This is a genomic window from Paraburkholderia sp. RL18-101-BIB-B (assembly GCF_046026985.1).
In the GTDB taxonomy this organism is placed as follows: Bacteria; Pseudomonadota; Gammaproteobacteria; order Burkholderiales; family Burkholderiaceae; genus Paraburkholderia.
This window is the reverse complement of record NZ_JARESV010000031.1, coordinates 40,782-60,672: the sequence shown is the minus strand read 5'-3', so window position 1 is coordinate 60,672 and position 19,891 is coordinate 40,782. Positions and strand designations below refer to the sequence as shown.

The window sequence follows — 19,891 nt, the reverse complement described above, 5'->3', positions numbered from 1 at the left end:
GGAAGTGGGTCGGTCAGTTCGCCTTGATCAGGCCGCCCTTGAGCGTCAGCATCGCGCCGCCGTCCACGGTCTGCATGGCCGATGCCTTGCTCTGGATTTCCACGCCTTCATTGCTGAGCGTGGTGCCGGCCTTGTTGCCGAGCGTCGTGCCCGCCTGGTTGGTCAGCGACGTCCCAGCCTGACTGCCCAGCGAGGTGCCCGCCTTGATGCTGATGGAACCGCTCACGTCGATCACCAGATTGCCGCTGATCTTCAGCGTGTAGTCGCCCGTGGTGGTGTGCTTGAAGGTGGTGTGGCTGGTGTGCGTCTCGTCGCCGGTGACATCCACGGCGCGGGTGCCCTTGACGGTATGCGTCTCGTTGCCGGTCTCCACTGTGAGCGAGCGGTTGCCCTTCTTGACGAGGTGCGTCTCGTCGCCCGCGATGACGGTCGTGCTCAGCGCGTTTTCGATCGCGACATTCATGTCCTTCTGCGCGTGGAAGTACAGCTCCTCGCTGTTGAGCTTGTCCTCCATGCGGATTTCGTTGCCCGCCGTGCCGCTTTTGGACGAACGCGAACGCATCACGCTTTGCGTCTGCGAAGCCGGCAAGCCGACCGGCGGCGACATCTGGCCGTTGTAGACGCTGCCGGTCACGAGCGGCCGGTCGGGATCACCGTCGACGTAGCTGACCACCACTTCCTGGCCGACTCGCGGCAGGAACAAATGCCCCCAGCCCGCCCCCGCCGATGCCTGCGCGACACGCACCCAGCACGAACTGTTCTGGTCGGCGGCGCTCACGCGATCCCAATGGAATTTCACCTTGATGCGGCCGAGCGAATCGGTCCAGATTTCCTCGCCCGACGAGCCGGTGACGATCGCCGTATGGGTGCCCGCCACCACCGGCCGCGGCGTGACGCGCGGCGCCCGGAACGCGACCGCTGCGGGGAACACGTCGGCATCGTTGTCGTACTGTCCGTCCGACGCGCGATGCTCCACGCGGCGCACCACGTAGGACACATTGAATGCGCTGTTTGCGTGGCCCGCGAGGCTCACCTGGGTGCCGGCCACGAGCGCGTAGCAGGCGCTCGTGGCCCGCCCGGTCTGCTGGTCCATCTGCTGCGCGGCGAGCTGCAGCGTGGCCGCGCGCTCGCCGTCCGCGGCCGCCGCATAGCGGCCAGGAAAGGCATAGCGGATGCCGCTCGCGCCATGCGTTTCCGCGGAGGTCTGCGCGCTCAGCGTGCTCGCGCTTTTGTAGTCGTAATCGCCGACCACATAGGTTGCCGCTACGAGCCCCGTCGACATCTCGAAGCTGCTCACGCGCTCGCTCGCGTCATGTCCGACAGAATCGCCGGAAAACCGCAGCGTCGGGACAGCGCCGGGCTGGTGTGCCGACGGACTATCCGCGAGCACCATGGTGTGCGCGCCGTTCGCGAAGGTGAAGAAGTAAAAGATGCCCTCCTCTTCCATCAGCCGCGAGATGAATTGCAACGCGCTTTCGTCGTATTGCACGCAATATTCGCGCTCCGTATAGCTGCCGGTCACGCGCGATTGGACCGCGATGTTGAACGTGGACAACACCTGCTGAACGATGGCGAGCGCGGTCATGTTCTGAAAGATCGCGCGGTCGCTGCCGAGCGAGAGCAACCAGAGCCGCGGCGCGAGTTCCGCCGAGTAATAGCCGTACTGCGCGTTCGCGCCGACCTGCGCGAAGCGCGTGACGATGCCGTTGAAATAGCGCGGCGCCGCGGCCGGCCCCTCGATCGTCACCGTCGCGTTCTGCCCGATGATGGTCTGCGCATCGAGCGCCGGGTTCGCCGAGCGCATGCGCAGGTTGAAGCGAAACGGCGCCGAGATCGCCTCGTGTCCGCCGAAGCCGTCGAGCAATAGCACGTCGGCGCCGAACGGCGAAGTAATCGAGAGCAGGCAGCCGGTTTGCGTCACAGCCACGTTACTGGTCTCCCCGCGGCGCGAACCGGAATGTCACGCCGCCGGCCGGGTCGAAACCGAGATGCACACCGCCGAACGGTTCAGCGACGGAAATGCGCTCGAGCACCTCGCGCGCCAGTTCCGGCAATACGGATTGCGTGAGGATGTGATCGACGTTGCGCGCGCCGCTGTCGACTTCCTTGCAGCGCTCGGTGATCGTGCTGCCGAACGCATCGTCCCAGGTCAGCGGCGCGTGATGATTGTGCTCGAAGCGGGCGGCGAGCCGCGCGAGCTTCAGGTTGACGATCGAGGTGATCTGCGCGTCGCCGAGGTGGTAGTACGGCACCAGCACGAGACGGCCCAGAAACGCCGGACTGAACTGCCTGAGCAGAGCCGGGCGCAGACGCTCGATCAACTCGGCCGGCGGCGGGCGGCGGCCGCCCTGGCTGGCTTCGGTGATCACGTCCTGCGCGGCATTCGAAGTCAGCAGGATCAGCGTGTTGCGGAAGTCGATCGGCACGCCTTCGCCGTCTTCCATCACGCCTTTGTCGAACACCTGGAAGAACAGCTCCAGCACGTCCGGATGCGCCTTTTCCATTTCATCGAGCAGCACGACGCTATACGGGCGGCGCCGCACGGCTTCGGTCAGCACGCCGCCGCGCCCATAGCCGATATAACCCGGCGGCGCGCCCTTGAGTCCCGAAACGCTATGCGCTTCCTGGAACTCCGACATGTTCACGGTAATCATGTTGCGCTCGCCGCCATACAGCGTGTCGGCCAGCGCCGCGGCGGTCTCGGTCTTGCCGACCCCGCTCGGTCCGATCAGCAGGAACACGCCGACCGGTTTGCCCGGATCGTCGAGATCCGCGCGGAAGGTGCGCACACGCCGCGCAATCGCATCGAGCGCTTCGTCCTGGCCGACCACGCGCTCCGCGAGCTTGTCGTGCAGATACAGCACCGTGTGCAATTCGTCGGCGAGCATGCTGCCGACCGGGATGCCGGTCCAGCCGGAGATGACCTTGGCGACCATTTCCGAGTCTACGCACACCGGCACCATCGGCTCATCGCTGCGCACGGCTTCGAGGCCTTTTTCCAGTCTGCCGAGATTCGCGGCGAGCGAGGCGCTGTCATCTTCGTCCATGGACAGTTCGGTGCCCGCCACATGCTGTGCGATCTTGGCGCGCCACGCGAGAATCTCGCCGACCGCGTGCCGTTCCGTCGCCAGCTTGTCACTCATGCGCGCGTGCTGCGTGCGCTGGTCTTCGAGCTGGCGTGCGAGCGTGGCGATCGCTTCGGCGCGCTCGGCGCCCGTCGCCGCTTCGTGACGCAGAATGCGCAACTGGTTTTCGGCGGCGTCGATGGCCCGTCCCAGTGACTCGATCTCTTCGGGCACACCGTTCTGCCCGATCGCGACTCGGGCGCAGGCCGTGTCGAGCACGCTGATTGCCTTGTCCGGCAATTGGCGCCCGGAGATATAGCGCTGCGAAAGTTTGACCGCGTCGCGCACCGCTTCATCGAGAATCTCGACACCGTGATGCGCGGACAGCTTCGCCACCATGCCGCGCAGCATCTCGATCGCGACCGCTTCGGCCGGCTCTTCGACCTTGACCACCTGGAAGCGCCGCGCGAGCGCCGGGTCGCGTTCCACATACTTCTTGTATTCGGCCCAGGTGGTGGCCGCGATCGTGCGCAACTCGCCGCGCGCGAGCGCCGGCTTCAGCAGATTGGCCGCGTCGCCCTGTCCTTCGCTGCCGCCCGCGCCGATCAACTGATGCGCTTCGTCGATGAACAGAATCACCGGCACCGGCGAAGCCTTCACCTCGGCGATCACCGACTTGAGACGGTTTTCAAACTCGCCCTTCACGCCGGCGCCGGCCTGCAGCAACGCCAGGTCAAGCGAGCGCACCGAGACGTTGACGAGCGCGGGCGGCACTTGACCCAGCACGATCCGCTGCGCGAAACCCTCGACGACCGCCGTTTTGCCCACGCCCGCTTCGCCCGTGAGAATCGGGTTGTTCTGGCGACGGCGCAACAGCACGTCGATCAGTTGACGGATTTCCGCGTCGCGTCCGTAGATTGGATCGATCGCGCCCGAGCGTGCTTGCGCGGTGAGGTCGATCGTGTATTGCGCGAGCGCGGACGCGCGGCCGCCGTTGTTCAGATCGGCGGACGGCATCGCCGAAGACTGGGCCGCTCCGGCCGGTGCCTTCGACGCGCCGGCGCCAGTCGCCACGCTGCCTTCGGACGATCCCGCGAGAATATCGGATAGTCCATCACGCAGCGCGCCACGCGCGATCTTGAGCAAGGCCGGCGCCGAGTCCATCAGCATGCCGCGCAGGCTGTCCACCTCCAGCAGCGCCAGCACCAGCGTGCCCGAGCGGATCTGCTGCTCGCCGAGCAGCATCGAACTGAGCAGCCACGCTTCCTGGAAGAGCGGCGAAAAGTTCGGCGACAACGCCGGCGTGCGGCCATTGCCGCGCTTGAAATGGTCCACGGCGTTCTGCAACTGCGCGGTGAGATCGGCGGCGCGGATTTCAAAGCGTTCGAGAATCGCTTTCAGATCCGGTGCATCCGATTCGATCAACTGCAACAGCAGATGCTCGATGTCCACGTTGTAATGCGTGTGCCGCACGCACAGTTGCGCGGCCTGTTCCATTGCCAGTTTGCAGACCGGGTCGAGCCGGCTCAGCAAGGTTCGAATGTCGATATCCATGGGGTCTCAGTGGCCTTCGTCTTATCCGCGACCCATGGCCGCGGCCATGGAGTTCGCTGCTGCTCGCGTGTTGGTGTGGGCCGCCGTGGCGGCATGGAGCGGCGCCTCGGCCGTGCGCATCGCCAGCCGGACCGCTTGAGGCCGGGCATTGGCGGCGCGCGAAGTGTCACGCTGGCCGCCCACCCACGAGGTCCAGCCCAGCCGTGCCGCCGCCGCGCCGCCCAGCGTGCCCGCGCTCGCCGGTTTCGCGCGATGCAGCACGAACGACACCTCATGGTCCTGTTGCAGATAACTGCGCACGAGCCACGCCGCGAGTTCGTGCGCGTCGCCGCCCGGCAGAAGCGCGGTGAACAGCGTCTCGGACAGATCGAAGAATTCGATGCGCAGCCCCGCCGACTGACTCCACGTGCGCCGCCCGAGCACCGCGAGTCCGCCGAGTCGCGGTGCGCGCGTGCCGGGACGCGCGAGGCGCAGCGAATCGGCTGCATCGACCGTATGCCAGCCGCCGACGAATTGCGCACCGCGCACCGTCACGCCGAGCCGGTCGGAGAGCAGCGCGAGCAGGCCCGTCATCGAACGCGGCGCGCCGCCGAGCAAGCCGGCATGACGCAGCCACAACGACGCGCCGCGCGGACCACGCGGGCCGCCGTGCAGTCCGAGGTTGCCGAGCGCATCGAGGCACGCGGCAAGTTCGGCGTCGCGCGGCGAGCGGCTCGCCAACGACGGCGCAAGCTTCTGCCGGCTGCGGTAGAGAAACGACAGAAAGCGATGATTGAAGATGTCGAGCAGGTCGCCCATCGCGGTTTCGCGCGCGGCGCGGCGGGCCAGCACCATCTCCGTGAACGGCATCGGCAACGGACCGTTGGCACCGGCGAGCGTCATCACCGGCGTGGTCAGCGTGTAGGTTTCGCGCGGCTCCTGCGCGTCGTTCGCGTGCGGATGACACTGCGCGCTGCGGATATCGCTCGCTTCGAACGCGAGCGAGACGAAGCCGCGCAGACGCACTGCCTCGTCGGTGCCGTCGCCATAGCCGAGTGCGCGCGTCCACGGCTGCGCGCGTTCGAGCAGGTGGATCGCCTGAAACAGGTCGAAGCCTTGCGGCTGCGCGACGAGACGAGCGATCAGAGCGTTTGCTGGCTGCCGGTCATCGGCGCCCATTGCTTCCATGTCTCGTCTCCGCGGCGCACGACCAGCCGCACAAAGGAATTGACCGACGTGTACATCGCGAAGAAACGCGCGAGTACCGCACCCATCAGCAACGGCGAGCCGCCGACGAAGGTATCGGCGTCGAACTCGATGCTGACCTCGGTGCCACGACAGTAACCACGCCAGGCTTCGGTGCCGACGTGCGCGGTGATCGGGCGCGCGTCGATACTACGAATGCCGCGGATCTGTGCCTCTTCGCGTGGACCGTCGGATGCGAACAGCCGCAGCATGTCCTGCAGCTCGCGCCGGCCGGTCGCGCCGCCCACCAGCGAGTGATAGTTGCGCGTCAACAGCGACACCAGCCGCCACAGCGTCGCGCTGTCGAGCGGAGGATTGCGCTGCGAAGTCGGCTCGTACAAACAGCGCGCCCGCGCATTCTGTGAGACGCGCTCCACCAGCATGCGCGCGCCGACCGGCACCTGTTCGGCCAGGCGCCGGTTGGTGCACAGCACGTTGGCATATACCACCGGCGTATCCGGCTGGCCGGTCACGTTGCCGGCGTCGACGAAACCGAGATACAGATCGATGCCCGGCGCGTTGCTGCGCACGCTCTGTTCGCGGCGCGCCGACCAGTACATCGTGTCGGCCGCCGCGCGCGGATCGTCGAGGCGATCCGCCGCTGTAAAACACGGCAAGGTGACGGCGCGATCCTGCGCGGGATCGGAAGCGATCACCGACAGGATCGAATGAATTTCTGTGATCGCTTCGCGCTTCTGGTCCGCGACGAGACGGTACTCGTAATGGCGCCGGTCGATCACGATCGGCTCGCTCGTCTGCGAGAACAGGTTGACGATGGGCGTGCAGCCGAGCCGGAAATGCTGGGCGCCGAGCATGCCGAGTCCGCGCGGAACGCGATCCAGATGCAGGACGATCTCGCAGGTGCGCCCGGTGCCGAGCTTGCCGGCGGGCACGTGCAGATCGAAGAAATGAAACTTGCGCGGAAACGCGAAATACTCCTGCATCAGCGTGTACGCAGGATGCGCGTGCGAAGGCTGCGGCAAGACGGTGTCTTCCGGCGCATAACCGACTTCGCGCCACGCCGAGGGCGGCAGCATCGTGGCCGGTCCTTGCTCGGGACGCACGCCGACATCCGTCACGTTCGCGACCAGCAGTTCATAGAGCGGCATGGTCACGACCCAGTCGCCATGCAGATGCACGCGCAATTGCGTGAGTTCGAGTTCGGAAAAATCGACGCCCGCGTCGCATTCCAGCGTGAGCCGCAGCGTGGAGTCGTCGCCGAATGCAGCGCGGCTGATTCTGAGCGGCCACAACACGGTTTCCCACGCGGTACGAAAGCGGCAGGCATCGCCCGTCTCCGTCATCGCGGCAAGGCCGGTGTGGCGCGGTACGCGAAAGCCTGCCGTCACCTTGCCCTGCGTCGGATCGAGCTCGAACTGCGCGACGGTCATGGACGGCACCGTCTGAATCATCGAGGGGCACACGTTGTCGAGCAGCGCGCTGGCAATTTGCGGCGCGGCCTGGTCGAGGTCGCGATGCACGCGCGCGGCGAGAAACGCGGTCGCCTCGATCAAGCGCTCGGTGTGCGGGTCGAGCGATTCGGTGCCATGCAGCGCGAGGCGCGACGCGACCTTGGGATAACGCTGCGCGAAATCGGAGCCCTGGGTGCGCAAGTACGACAGCTCGCGCTTGTAGTACTGGAGAATGTCTTCGGCGGCCATGTCAGTCTGCGTCCTTCCAGCGTGCATCGGCGCTGCCGCGCGCGCCGCCCTGCAATTCGAAGAAGACGTGTTCGACCGACCGGTTCACGCGCATCTTGCCGTCCACCGTTAGCACGGCGTGGCGCTCGTCGCCGGATGGAAAGTTGAAGTCCACCTTGACGTCGGCCAGTCTCGGCTCGAAGAACGCGATCGCCTGGCGCACGGCGGCGACGATGGCGTCGCGGTCGCGCTGCGAGCGCAGCGACAGATCGGAGAAATCGGGCAGCCCGTAGTCCAGCACGGTTCCGTCGCTCATCGCGAAGGTTTCCATCGTCAGGCTCGAACGCGCATTGAGCAGACGCGACAACTCCCGCGCGACGGATTGCCGAAGCGCGTGCTCGCCTTGCAACCACGCGTCAGCGTCTTCTACAAGACGCTCGAACAGAGGAAGGGGAAAGCCGTTGGCGATTGCCGACATACGCAAAACCGGTTGAACCCTGACAGAGCGAAAACGCCCGCCTCGCGGCGGGCGGCGAAGCGTTACGCAGCGGGGCTGATCGCCTTGTTGGTGGTCAGATCCCAGCCGAACGGCGCGGTGCCGGCCAGCGTCGAATCCGCGTTCTGCTGGGTGTATTGCGAGGTCATCGCCGTGAAGTTGATGGTGAACGAGTCCATCATGCTCGAGCCGCCACCGCTCGTGGTGATGTTCGCAATCATCGCGTTGGTCAGCACGTACTTCATTTGCAGCATGAACTTGCCGCCTTCGTTACGGCCGATCGAGATCGTCGCGTTGCCGAGCTTCGTGCCGGCCGTACAGGCGGCGTACAGCGCGGGCGTCGACTGATCGGTGTCCTTGCTCAGATTGAATTCGCTGAACGACGGACGGCCGAGGGTGCGCTCGGTGTTCGACGTGTCGGGGTTCATCGTGATCGCCACGCTTTGCGAGAACGACGTCAGCTGAATGCCGTCCTTGAAGCCGTCGATCAGCGAGTTGCCCTTGACGTCCTTGAATTGCAGGATGATGGTATCCATAACTTGCCTGAATCAGATAGGTGAATGAAAGCGGTATGACGCGCGCGTGGCGCGCGTCATACATCGACGATTAAGCAGCCGCGCCCGGCAGATCCGCCACGAGGCGGATCGAGGCCGTCAGCTCTTCCATCTGGAAGTGCGGCTTCAGGAAACACGTGGCGCGATACGCACCGGGCTTGCCCGGTACTTCGGTCACGTCCACGCGAGCCTGGCCGAGCGGATAGCGCGCCTTCTGCTCATGCGAGGCCGACGCGTTGATCAGCACGTACCCTGCAATCCAGTTGTTCAGATAGGTCTCGACATCGGCGCGGGTCTGGAAGCTGCCCACTTTGTCGCGCATGATCACCTTGATGTAATGCGCGAAGCGCGACGCGGCCAGCACGAACGGCAGACGCGCGGAAAGTTGCGCGTTGGCGTTGGCTTCGTCCTTGTTGTAGGCCTTCGGCTTGTTGACCGTCTGGCCGCCGAAGAAGGTCGCGAAGTCCGAGCCCTTCGAGTTGACCAGCGCGATAAAGCCGAGATCGCTCAGTTCCTTCTCGCGGCGATCGGTGATCGTGACTTCCGTCGGGCACTTCAGCGTGATGTCGCCTTCATTCGTCTTGTACGCATGCGCCGCAATACCGTCGACCTTGCCGCCGCCTTCCACGCCGCGAATCGCCGTGGCCCAGCTGTACTTTGCGTAGGCGTCGGTAATGCGCAGGCCCAGTTGATAGGCGGAGTTCGCCCACAGGTACTTGCTGTGATCCGTACCGTCGACGTCCTCTTCGAAACCGAACGATTCGACCGGGTTGGTCTTCGCGCCGTACGGCAGACGCGCCGCGTAGCTCGGCAACACGAGCGACACGTAACGCGAGTCTTCCGATTCGCGGAAGCTGCGCCAGGCGGCCAGTTCAGCGCTTTCAAACGTCTTCGACAAGTCGCGCGCGACGCCGAGTTCAGTGTACGACTTCAGGTCGAACAGGCTCGGTGCGGCAGCGGCGATGAACGGCGCATGCGCCGCGGCGGCCACGCGCGAGATGCGCTCGAGCAACGCCATGTCTTGCGGATGACGGCCGAACGAATAGTCGCCGACCAGCAGCGAGAACGGGTGGCCGCCGAATGTGCCGTACTCTTCTTCGTAGATCTTCTTGAACAGCACGCTCATGTCGTGGTCGACAGCCGTCTCGAGGTCCTTGTGCAGTTCCTTCTTCGTGACGTTGAGCAGTCGCAGCTTCAGGTTCGTACCGGTCTCGGTGCCGAACACCATGTCGTGCAGGCCGTACCACGACGCTTCCAATCCCTGATAGGCCGAGTCATGCATGATCGCGTTGAGCTGGTCGGTCAGCAGCTTGTCGATTTCGGCGACGCGTTCGTTGATCATTGCCACGACGCCCTTGTCCGGGCTCGTGCGCATGCCTTCGTCGAGAATCTGCGAGGCGAGCTGGCCGATGAGCTTTCTCGCGTAGCCGCCTTGCGACGGCTCGACGGCCATGTTGCCTTCCTGAACGATGCGCTCGAGCAGGCTCAGCTCGGCGACTTGCGTGCCGGCGTGTGCGCCCGCGGCTTCGGCGGAGATATTCGTTTCCATCTGGGTCAGTCCTGAGAGGAGTGTCGCTTCAGCGACGCTGAAAATTGGCCGTCACTCGGACGGGGTGTCTTCCGTCGTCGGTGTGACTGCGCTTGCCTGGGCCGCCGTGGCCGCCGGCGCATCGCCGACGTAGGCCTGGCTCTTCAGCTTCTTCAGTTCTTCCGAGTTCTGAACGATGCGCTCCAGCATCGAATCGAGTTCGTCGTTGCCATCGAGCTTGGCAAGCAGATCGCGCAATTGCTGACGCGCTTCGAGCAGCTTGGCCAAACGCGGCACCTGACGCACGAGGCTTTCCGGATGAAAGTCGGCGAACTGCTGAAACTTCAGCTCGACCTTCAGATTACCTTCGCCTTTCATCGTGTCCGGCACCGACAGCTCGAGGCGCGGTTCGATCTTGCCCATGATCTCGTCGAAGTTGTCGCGGTCGACATCGACAAAGCGGCGCTCTTTCAGCTTAGGCAGCGGCGTGGCCGGGTGGCCGGAAAGATCGGCCATCAGCCCGACGACCATCGGCAATTCACGCTTCTCGATAGCGCCGCCGAGTTCGACGTCGTACGTGATCTGAACGCGAGGCGGACGATTGCGGCCGACCCATTTCTGCAAACTATTGGACATGAACATCCCCGAGATAAAGAGAACTCGAATTACGTTTTGACAAGGCGTCCAGAAGCACGCCCCTGACTCGATTCAGGTGCAACACATAGCGGGGATAAGTTGTAAAGCGAAGGACTCGCACTACGTCCTTAGGGTAATACCGAATACGCGCATTACTTCGGACTGCGCCCTACTGGTCCGCCCGTTGCCGTGTATCCGGTATGGTTGCAAGTCGATGCGAATCCCCGTCACGCATCAGCTCACGAATAGCAAATAAATTAAAAAAGTCCGGGAGGTTTATGACACGCGTTGGTCACGCGCGCGACATTTTCCTTTTGTCTGATGTTAGGCCTGGTTTATTTTTGATTACCAATTTTTTCCGATACTTAACTTTTTTTGATAACCGCCGCAAATAGCGCTGCAGTGGCGACGTATCGAGTCTCTCTCAGGCTGTTTGACTGAGAGCGCCAATTCTAAAGAGAAATTTTTAGGATTCAAGGAGAATTTATTCCCGCTTATCACACCGTCTCCCCCCTGTTTTCGGCACGGCGCGCGAATCCTGAAGGCCTGGAGTGCTAATCATTTTCGGCACGGCCGTTCTGAAAAAAGCGAGCGAGCCGACGTCTATGCACTTGCTGTTTATCAGAAAGCCAGTGGCGTCGATTCGACCGGCAAGGCTGCGGTGGCTAGCATTGCTAGCGTCACGGCGGCGTCTGGGAATCACGCGGTGCTGGCGCGTGCGGGGTTGCGCTTCAAGTTCTGAGGATGAGAGTTGGGACCGGCGGGGATATAGCGCTCTCCGCCTTCCCCGCGTGAGATGATGGACACTTCATCGAGATATAGGCGTCTGTTCGAGACCAGACGCGCCCACAACGCAATGAGGCGGAATCTGCCGGATCGCGCTTTCACCGGCGGGCGCACCTGTCAGCAGATGAACCGCCAGGTCGAATGTCGTGGACCGGCGCGTCAGCACCAAGCAGGTCACTTCGCTCTGCAATGCACGCGTGGCATGCCAACAGCGCGGCCGCATGCAGATTCCTTCGCCGACCGGCACTTCGAATGCCGCCAGTGAATCGAGGTCGGGGTGTCCATCCGAAGTACACGTCGCGACGATCTGAACGATTGGCCCCGTAAGCGGCACGACGGCCTGCTCGGTCAGCCGATGCGCTTCGAGTCTCGCCACCTTGGGTTGACGATCGCGATATCTGACCCAAAGAATCTCCGGATCTCCAGACACGCCAGCATCGAACAAATGCTCGCGCCAGAAATCGGAAGACGGGCTGCTGAACGATGGCGCCGCGCCATCCTCCGGGAACGGTTTGCCCAACATCCGGCCATAGGGGGCGAACGCGTCGGGGACAAGCGGCTGAACGGAAAGCGATGCGGTAACCGACATGTAATAACACTCGTTGATGATCGAAGGAAAAGACGCCCACTGCGGCGCTTATTGACGCGACAGCGCTTCGTCGGTATCTGGAAAGAGCGCTATATCCGGCCCGTACTCGAGGCTAAACTCCCGCATGACTTTCAACGCAAGATGCGTGATCGACTCGCATAGCAAACTATCGGGACTTCGGCGGAAGGATGCGAAGAGCGGAAGTTCCGGGACTCGATGCGTCACTTTCAGCAGTTGCAGATGACCCGACTCCAGTTCTCGCGTCACGAAAGCTGTCGGCAGAACCGCGATACCGAAGCCGTCGAGCACAAGCCGGATGATCGCCGCGACCGACGACACGCAATTGATCTGCACGCGCGGTTCGCCAGCGGCTGCGAACAACCCTGCAACGAACACATGTGGCGACGAATGGCGAGCAAAACTCACGATCGGAAAGCTCGCCAGTTCGACTTCCGATAGCGCTTCCGCCGACAGATTCAGCGACGGACTCGCCACCCATCGCATGGGCAATGCGCCGAGCGAAACATTTTCCGAGTCGGCTCCGGCGACCGCCGTGCTCAGGAAGGCGATATCCACATTCCCATTGACCAGTTGCACGGAAAGGTTCGTCGAGGTGTCGCAGGTCAGTTCGATCGTCAGGTTCGGGTATTCATCGCGCACTCTGCGCAGCAACTCGGGTAGCCATGTGTGCACGACTGATTCGATCACGCCGACCCGTAACAACCCGCTCACGTCCGAGCGGTCGCTCACGCTCGCGAGCATGTCGTTAGTGAGTTTGAGAATCTGCTCGGCAAAGACCAGCGCTTTGGTGCCTTCCTGCGTCAGCTTGACGTCGCGCGGGCCCCGATCGAATAGACGCACGCCGAATTCCTGCTCGAGCGCGGATATCCGACTGGAGATTGCGGCTTGGGTCGCGTGCAAGCGTTCCGCGGTCAAACGAAAATTGCGGAGCTTGGCGAGCCATACAAAGGTTTCCAGAAAGCGAACGTTCATCAGATACTCAGTGTAGTTACCGGACCTACCGACACATTCGACATACCACGCGGCATCAACCGAACTTCCTGAGCGCGCCAACGGAGTTTAGCGCTGCAAAATCGCTCGCGTGACAATAAAAACTGGCCGCCTGCGTCAACTTTTCGTTGTGACCGTTCCCGCTCAATCGCTGAGGTCAATCACGGGTAATCCCGCAGACCATCAAGTTTTATCTATTGCCGGTCAATAGAAAAAATCGTTGGACGGAAGAATTTGGCGTTCGAATACTGGCTTCACTGAAAAAACGGAGCCGCGTCATGTCACTCTCTTTCGACAAATTCAACCTGACACTGAAGGTCACCGCCGTGACGCTGCTGCTGACCAGCGGCGGCAGCTTCGCCGCGGAACCTGTCGTGGTTCTTATCGGCCATGCCGCTCCGTTGACCGGGCAACTCGCTCATATGGGCAAGGATAGCGAAAACGCCGCGCGACTCGCCATCGACGAGATCAACAGCCAGCATCCGGTCATTGGCGGCAAGCCGGTCCGTTTACAACTCGACGCCCAGGACGACGCCGCCGATCCGCGCACCGGCACGCAGGTCGCGCAAAAGCTCGTCGACGACGGCGTGGTAGCTGTGGTTGGCGATATTAATTCTGGCGTGTCGATTCCCGCGTCGAAGATCTATAGCGAGGCCAGTCTCGTTCAGATTTCACAGGGCTCGACCAATCCCGCCTACACGTTGCAAGGCTTCAAGACGACCTTCCGTGTCGTCGCAACGGACACATTGCAGGGACCGGCGCTGGCCCACTACGCGATCGATTCGATGCACGCCAAGCGGATTGCCATCGTCGACGATTCCACCGCGTACGGTCAGGGTCTTGCCGATGCCTTCGAGAAAGCCGCAAAGGCGCGAGGCGCGACGATCGTGACGCACGAATCGACCAACGACAAAGCTGTCGATTTCCGTGCGATTCTCACGAAAATCAAAGGAATGAAGCCGGACGCAATCATGTACGGCGGCTCCGATGCGACTGCCGGCCCGCTAGTGAAGCAGGCCGCGAACCTGGGCATTGCTGCAAAAGTACTTGGAGGCGACGGCGCGTGTACGGACAGCATGATCCAGCTCGCCGGTAGTGCGATCGGCAACGTGACGTGTTCTGAAGCTGGCCTCGCCTTGTCGAAGATGCCCAAGGGTCAGGAATTCGACAAACGCTATGTGGCACGTTTCGGGACGACGATAGATGCCTATGCGCCATTTACCTACGACGCCGTCTACGTGATCTACGACGCCATGAAGCGCGCGAATTCGGCCGAGCGGGCAAAAATTCTAGCGGCGATGCCCTCCACCAGCTATGAAGGCGTAATTGGACGCATCGCGTTCGACCCGCATGGCGACCTCCGCGACGCCGCGATCACGATCTATCAGTTCAAGGACCGAAAGAAAACCGTGATGGATGTCGTTCGGATGTGATTGCGGCCTAGTGGCTGCAAACTGAAGCCGCGTTTCACCGATTTCCTTGGTATGGGTTGAAGGACCGCGGGAATACGAGTCGATCATCAGTTCGTCCAATGTCGCTCGTAACGCAAGGATCATCAGGGATTTTCCAGACGACTGTTAGCGGTTGCTCGAGGCGTATTCACGGTGCTCGCTTTCGCCAGATAATGCCTCGACCTCGCAACGGCGGCACAGCGCTGCCCGGCAAGAAACGGCGGGCAGACGGCGAAGGGCGAATGCGAGCGCACAACCGAAGGCAGTCCCGGATGACGATCCGACTCATACAAGCGACACGAGAACGGCCATTGTCTGAGTTGCAGGTGACACTCGAACATCCGTAACTGGCCCCGGTGCCGCCTCATGCACTGGACGCTCGCGGCCGCTTCCGGCGCCGAAATCCCTACGAGCCGACCCCCGTGTCATTCCGGCTTGCAGCAGTGACCCCCGCCTGGCAAACGACAGAGACATCCGGTTCAGTCTATCGAAGTCGCACCTCGACAAACTGAACCGCGATTGCACGTTGCGTCGTTATTTCACGTTCACGATCGGTGCCGGAAACCACTGACCTTGCTGGACCTCGTCTTTCGGCACATAAGTACGGAAGTTCAATGAGAATCCCTTGCCATCCGGCGTAGGCAGCCAGTTGCCTTGCGGCACATTTTTCGGTCGAACGGGTGCGAGCCAGATACTCGTGCTTCCATCCGAATTTGCCTTCAGATGCGATACATTGTTCAGGTTATACCGATGCAGCGCGTTGGACACCACGCGATAATCCGGCACGCTATACAACGTGATGGACCAGAATCCATTGACATGTGCATCCGGCCTTTCACCCTTCGGAAAACGGATCTCGTAGGTCTTGCTACCGTCGAGGGGATGGTTATCGCTATCGTTTAGGCCGACAAAGTAGATTGCTTCACTGATGACATTGGCCCACAGGCCACCGTAGTTGACGATGTCACGTGCCACGTAATCATTGCCGAACTTGCCCGCGACATAAGTGACCGACCAGCCGCCCTTCTGCGTCCCAAATCCTTTGGCATGCTGTAAGAAGCCCGGAACCGCCTTTGCCTTGACGACCTCGTTCACCCGCTTGCGTGCCGCGTCACTGCTCTTCGCATAGTTAGCGACGTTGATTGCCGACGCCTGAAATGCGGCGGCCTTCGGCATGGCGTCAGGATACGTGGCCAGTGCTTCGCTCACGTGATCGAAGATCTCGGCTCCAATGGGCGCGGCCGGCGTGAAGGACGGCACGGGAAAAGGCGCGTCGATCTTTGCGTCCGGCGACGCAACGACAGTGAACTGATGTTGCAACTTCACGGCCGTTTTTGGCGAGCCTTTGAGTTCCACTCGCGCCAGCAATTTGGCCTTCGCCGACGGCAATTCGATCTTGACCGCGTCAGGCGGCACCGGCGGATTGGTACCCTTGATCACGAGCGCAAACTTGCCATACGGATGATCGGGATATGTGCGCTCATTGATGTTGGTAATGACTTCGCCCCACCCGTCTAGCAACTGCGCCGTGTAGTAGCGGCCCGTCACTTTGGGCACGTTCAGGATGACTGCGTGATCCGGATCGGCCGCCAGCCAGGCTTCCAGATAAGCCACGTCGAGATTCGGATTGACAAACTGGGCCGAGCCAAGCGGATTGTATTTAATTTTGTTGTAACCCGCCTTCTCGACGTTGATGTCGTAATTCTCCTGCTGCAACACCAGATAGCGCCCATACAGATAATTCCATGCGGCCACGATCTGTTCATCAGTCGGGGCGCTCGCATTCGCAGTCGTGCTTGCGGCCGGTGCCTGACTTCTACCCGGCGAACTGCAGGCCGCCACGCCCATGCCAATCAAACCTGCTGCAATTACGGAGAACGTCAATCTCGTCGCATTGGTAGTGCTTAGCATTGAACTAGTCCTCTTCTGGATGGATGACGGAAAGCTTACATTGATTAAGAAAATCTTGATAGAGTGTCACGGCAGTGAGTGCCGATATCCAGATCACACTATGCGACTCAGCTAAATTCGCAAAAACATCAAGCTGCGGGCGGGATCGGTGTTAATTGAACGACAGTGTTCTTTGCACTGCTTTCATGATGGATAACGCAACGGTGATAAGGGGTGCCCATCGAGCTTCAGTGCTGATCCGGCAATGCTACGAGTCCCCGTAATCCGAAGGGCGGCTTGCCGTTAGCTGCGGACATGACGACGCCTGGCCTGGCGTTCCAACATTCTCAACGAGGAGTCAATGTGAATCTGAGGCATATGATCGTGGGCTTAGGTGTGGGTGTGGGCGTTTCAACGATGTGTGTGGCGGCTGCAGCGCCGCCCTCTGTTGCGCAGTCCGCGTCCGAAATCCTTGGGACGCCCACCGGCACGGTGATGACCAAAGAGTATGTCGCTACGGTTGGCCGGTTCGCCTATCTCTGGGGCTGGGCGCTGGTGAATAACTACAACCGCTCGCTTGCCGTGAAAGACCTGCCGGAACCCGGCCGGATAGGCGGTGTGATTCCCGGTTCGCCGCACAACCAGGTTTCCATGCTGACTGATTACATTGATTCGGCCGAGAATTTTGTCACGTGTCCCAATCAGGATACGGTGTATGGCGCGGGATTTATGGAACTCGACAAAACCCCCGTCATTATCCAGGTTCCGGATTTCGGCAAACGCTTTTATACCTATCAGCTCTCCGACGCGAGAACTGATTCATTCGGCGAAATCGGCACGCAATACAGAACAAAGCCCGGGCTCCATTTACTGGTTGGCCCCGAATGGAAAGGGAATGTCCCGAAAGGGATTGTCGCGGTTCACCGTGCACCCACCAATCTCGTGGCCATATTTCCCCGGGTTTTTCAGGACGACACACCCGAAGACAAAGCAGCAATTCAACCTCTGTTAAGTCAGGTCATGGTGTATCCATTAAGCGAATACACCGGGAAGATGAAGATCAAAAACTGGAAGAGCACCCCCTCTTTCCCGCCGCCGGCTACCGACGGCAAGGGCGAAGTGAAGTGGGTCATCCCGGACAAGTTCTTCGACGAGCTTCCTCTGGTCATGAAGATGGTACCGCCTCGGCCCGGCGAGCAAGCGCTCTACGCGACGATCCAGTCTGTGCTGGACGCTGCGGCAAAAGACCCGCAAATCAAGGCAATGTTGAACGAGACGGCGGCGGCCTCGGAGGCCGATCTGATCAGCCCGCTCTTCGAATTTCGCAACAACGGCCGGCCGGTAGGCAACGGCTGGACGTCTCCGCCCAACGGGGCGCGCTGGGGTACCGACTACCTGTCGCGCACGGCATCGGCAAAGTCGAATATGTACGACAACGCGCCGCAGGAAACCCGCTATATCTATACGGACTTTGACGCGAGCGGACAACGCCTGGCGGGGGCGAATCGCTACACGGTGACATTTCCGAAGGGACAGTTGCCTCCGGTAAACGGATTCTGGTCATTGACGGTCTATAACAAGGAGCATCTGTTCGAGGCGAACAGATTGAACCGCTTTTCGCTCGGCACGAAGAGCAAATCACTGAAGTACAACGACGACGGCTCGCTCACGCTCTATTTCCAGAACGACTCGCCTGGCGAAGACAAGGAATCGAACTGGGTTCCTGCGCCGAAGGACGTGTTCTCGCTGTACATCCGCGCCTACTGGCCCAAGGCCGCCATACTGGATGGATCGTGGACGCCGCCACCGGTGGTACGCGCGAAGCGAGGTTCACGGGGCGCGTCGGCGCCTCGTGAACTTGTTGAACGTCCGCTTCCGGTCGCGAAGGTTGACTGTCTGCTCATGGCCGCCTTGGACGCGCGATCAGTTATCGCTCCGCCTGTTGCTCTCTCCGATGTCGAATCAGCACTGCCGCTAGCCGGACAATGATTGTCGCTAAAACGAAGATCATAACGAGTAACGCGCCGCGCAATGCGCTTTCTTCGCCCTCAGAACCGATGACGCCAAATAGATCGAACACTAGCGTCAGCGCAGCCCATACGGCATCACTACTGCCCCGAATCCGCTGCCTACGAGCGTCGAGAGCTTCTGGCCGTTGAGTGCAAAAGTACAGTGCCCTGGCATACCGATCCTTTGAGCCTGTGAGTGCCGTAAATTATGACAAATTGCGCGGTTTGCGCATTTGGTGTGTCGCGGTGCGCGAGAATATGCAGGGCGCATTGATAATCTACCGGCTACGAGACCACGCGACTCGATAGAATCGGCCTGAGGCGCCTTTCCAATGGCCGTTTTCGGGAGATGCAAAGGACCGGGGCGGGCCGTGAGCGGTAGGTCGCCCCCAAGGGCGCGGGCACTCAGACGCTGCCGGTAATTACAGGCCCGGGTGTGAGCATGAACGGTTTCTCGCTATCCATGGCGGGCGTCTGCTGACGAGCGGGCGGGGCGCGGCCATCCTGTACGGGAGCGGCGTTCTCAAGCAGTCCGGCTGACTATCGTGCGTACCAAACTTATGTGGGAAAACTAAAGTAATGAAGAAGACGAAAATTTCGATCATTCTGTTTGCGTTGACCCTGCTTAGCCCGCTGGCGTATGCGAGCCTGGCTACAGGCGCTCACGAGTTCAAGAACGATGTCAAGACGGCAGGAAAGAAGAGCGGCCACGCTGCGCGCGATGCCGCGCACGCGGTCGGCCACGGTACGAAGAAGGCCGGTCATGCCGTTGCCGATGCAACAAGGCACGGCTATCACGCGACGAAAAAATTCGTGACAGGGCACGGATAAAAGTCGCTTCGCGGCAACTGAGCCGGTGACTGCGGAGGCGGCCACAACCGCCAGCTTCCGTGGCATTAGGGGCCCTGCGGCTACGTCTGGTGGGGTTGGGTGCCCTGCAGTTGGTTGTGGCGGCGTCATCGGCAAAAGCCGACCCTCACCAGACCTTCGATTCCGCCGATAGCGATCGTTCAAAATCCTCTCGCGGGTCCCTTCCCCGTCTGGCGCTGTCCATCCCGGCTGACATAACTCACATCTGATTCTGGCGCTGGCATGCTCGCAGGATCTGGTTAACCGCATATGCGGCTCTCACGTTCTGCATATTCTGCAAAACACACACGTGATACGACTTTTCGCGCGGCAAGAGCAGCGCGCCGTTTCTGTAGAGCGCTTCGCACGAGCGTCTGATCACGTTTGCCGCAATGTTGCTTTGGCTGTTCGCCAGCGATTGCAGGATGCATTGATCGTAGTCTGGATTTTCGGTGCCCAGCGCCAGCGCCGAGAGCGGCGAGGCGAGCGTGATCGAGAGAAGCAGATAGGCGAGGTTGCGCATGATTGTGGGCAAGACGCAGGGATGACGGCGGCCAATCGTACCATGTCGCATTTTTCGATGCGAAGGGTGCAATTTAGACGACGCGA

Annotated in this window: 16 protein-coding genes; 4 read left to right on the top strand and 12 right to left on the bottom strand. The window is 61.4% G+C overall.

Annotation, left to right across the window (positions count from 1 at the left end; translation table 11 throughout):
• Positions 1-13: 13 nt before the first annotated feature.
• From tssI to tssB, 8 genes are all read right to left on the bottom strand, one after another.
• Positions 14-1,927 (bottom strand): type VI secretion system tip protein TssI/VgrG, encoded by a 1,914-nt coding sequence (tssI, locus tag P0D73_RS31840; RefSeq protein ID WP_408315601.1) that lies wholly within the window; start codon positions 1,925-1,927, stop codon positions 14-16.
• A 1-nt stretch (position 1,928) separates the two neighbouring features.
• Positions 1,929-4,619: a type VI secretion system ATPase TssH gene (gene tssH, locus P0D73_RS31835; RefSeq protein ID WP_408315603.1), complete on the bottom strand. Its 2,691-nt coding sequence runs from the start codon at positions 4,617-4,619 to the stop codon at positions 1,929-1,931.
• A gap of 21 nt (positions 4,620-4,640) precedes the next feature.
• Positions 4,641-5,786, bottom strand: coding sequence for a type VI secretion system baseplate subunit TssG (gene tssG / locus P0D73_RS31830; protein ID WP_408315605.1), 1,146 nt, complete (start codon positions 5,784-5,786; stop codon positions 4,641-4,643).
• The gene (tssF, locus tag P0D73_RS31825) at positions 5,741-7,504 is read right to left on the bottom strand and encodes a type VI secretion system baseplate subunit TssF (protein WP_408315607.1); all 1,764 of its coding nucleotides are present in this window, start codon (positions 7,502-7,504) and stop codon (positions 5,741-5,743) included. The genes tssG and tssF overlap by 46 nt, the downstream gene beginning before the upstream one ends.
• Position 7,505: 1 nt before the next feature.
• Complete coding sequence (tssE, locus tag P0D73_RS31820; protein WP_408183460.1) at positions 7,506-7,961, bottom strand: type VI secretion system baseplate subunit TssE; 456 nt, start codon at positions 7,959-7,961, stop codon at positions 7,506-7,508.
• A gap of 62 nt (positions 7,962-8,023) precedes the next feature.
• Positions 8,024-8,515 (bottom strand): Hcp family type VI secretion system effector, encoded by a 492-nt coding sequence (locus P0D73_RS31815; RefSeq protein ID WP_408183459.1) that lies wholly within the window; start codon positions 8,513-8,515, stop codon positions 8,024-8,026.
• A 70-nt stretch (positions 8,516-8,585) separates the two neighbouring features.
• Entirely contained in the window at positions 8,586-10,082 is a 1,497-nt protein-coding gene (gene tssC, locus P0D73_RS31810; RefSeq protein ID WP_408183457.1) for a type VI secretion system contractile sheath large subunit, read from the bottom strand.
• 51 nt (positions 10,083-10,133) lie between these two features.
• Positions 10,134-10,697: a type VI secretion system contractile sheath small subunit gene (gene tssB, locus P0D73_RS31805; protein WP_408183456.1), complete on the bottom strand. Its 564-nt coding sequence runs from the start codon at positions 10,695-10,697 to the stop codon at positions 10,134-10,136.
• Between the two features lie 433 nt (positions 10,698-11,130).
• Here tssB and P0D73_RS31800 point away from each other — a divergent pair, with 433 nt between their 5' ends.
• Positions 11,131-11,439, top strand: coding sequence for a hypothetical protein (locus P0D73_RS31800; protein WP_408315610.1), 309 nt, complete (start codon positions 11,131-11,133; stop codon positions 11,437-11,439).
• A gap of 66 nt (positions 11,440-11,505) precedes the next feature.
• Here the strand turns inward: P0D73_RS31800 and P0D73_RS31795 are convergent, their stop codons facing one another.
• A complete protein-coding gene (locus P0D73_RS31795; RefSeq protein WP_408434480.1) occupies positions 11,506-12,072 on the bottom strand; it encodes an ureidoglycolate lyase in 567 nt (188 codons plus the stop codon).
• Between the two features lie 48 nt (positions 12,073-12,120).
• Positions 12,121-13,065 carry a LysR family transcriptional regulator gene (locus P0D73_RS31790; protein ID WP_408315614.1) on the bottom strand — a complete coding sequence of 315 codons (945 nt, stop codon included), beginning with the start codon at positions 13,063-13,065 and terminating at the stop codon, positions 12,121-12,123.
• 296 nt (positions 13,066-13,361) lie between these two features.
• On the opposite strand from P0D73_RS31790, the gene P0D73_RS31785 reads away from it, so the two are divergent.
• The gene (locus tag P0D73_RS31785; RefSeq protein ID WP_408315616.1) at positions 13,362-14,516 is read left to right on the top strand and encodes a branched-chain amino acid ABC transporter substrate-binding protein; all 1,155 of its coding nucleotides are present in this window, start codon (positions 13,362-13,364) and stop codon (positions 14,514-14,516) included.
• A gap of 552 nt (positions 14,517-15,068) precedes the next feature.
• Here the strand turns inward: P0D73_RS31785 and P0D73_RS31780 are convergent.
• Positions 15,069-16,445, bottom strand: a complete 1,377-nt coding sequence (locus P0D73_RS31780; RefSeq protein ID WP_408315618.1) for a DUF1214 domain-containing protein — start codon at positions 16,443-16,445, stop codon at positions 15,069-15,071.
• A 342-nt stretch (positions 16,446-16,787) separates the two neighbouring features.
• Between P0D73_RS31780 and P0D73_RS31775 the strand changes: the two genes are divergently transcribed.
• Together P0D73_RS31775 and P0D73_RS31770 are read left to right on the top strand one after the other, a co-directional pair.
• The gene (locus tag P0D73_RS31775) at positions 16,788-18,413 is read left to right on the top strand and encodes a DUF1254 domain-containing protein (protein ID WP_408434477.1); all 1,626 of its coding nucleotides are present in this window, start codon (positions 16,788-16,790) and stop codon (positions 18,411-18,413) included.
• Between the two features lie 599 nt (positions 18,414-19,012).
• A complete protein-coding gene (locus tag P0D73_RS31770; protein ID WP_408315622.1) occupies positions 19,013-19,264 on the top strand; it encodes a hypothetical protein in 252 nt (83 codons plus the stop codon).
• Positions 19,265-19,502: 238 nt separating this feature from the next.
• Here P0D73_RS31770 and P0D73_RS31765 read toward each other — a convergent pair whose 3' ends face one another.
• Positions 19,503-19,805, bottom strand: a complete 303-nt coding sequence (locus tag P0D73_RS31765; RefSeq protein WP_408315623.1) for a VF_A0006 family four-cysteine protein — start codon at positions 19,803-19,805, stop codon at positions 19,503-19,505.
• Positions 19,806-19,891 lie beyond the last annotated feature (86 nt).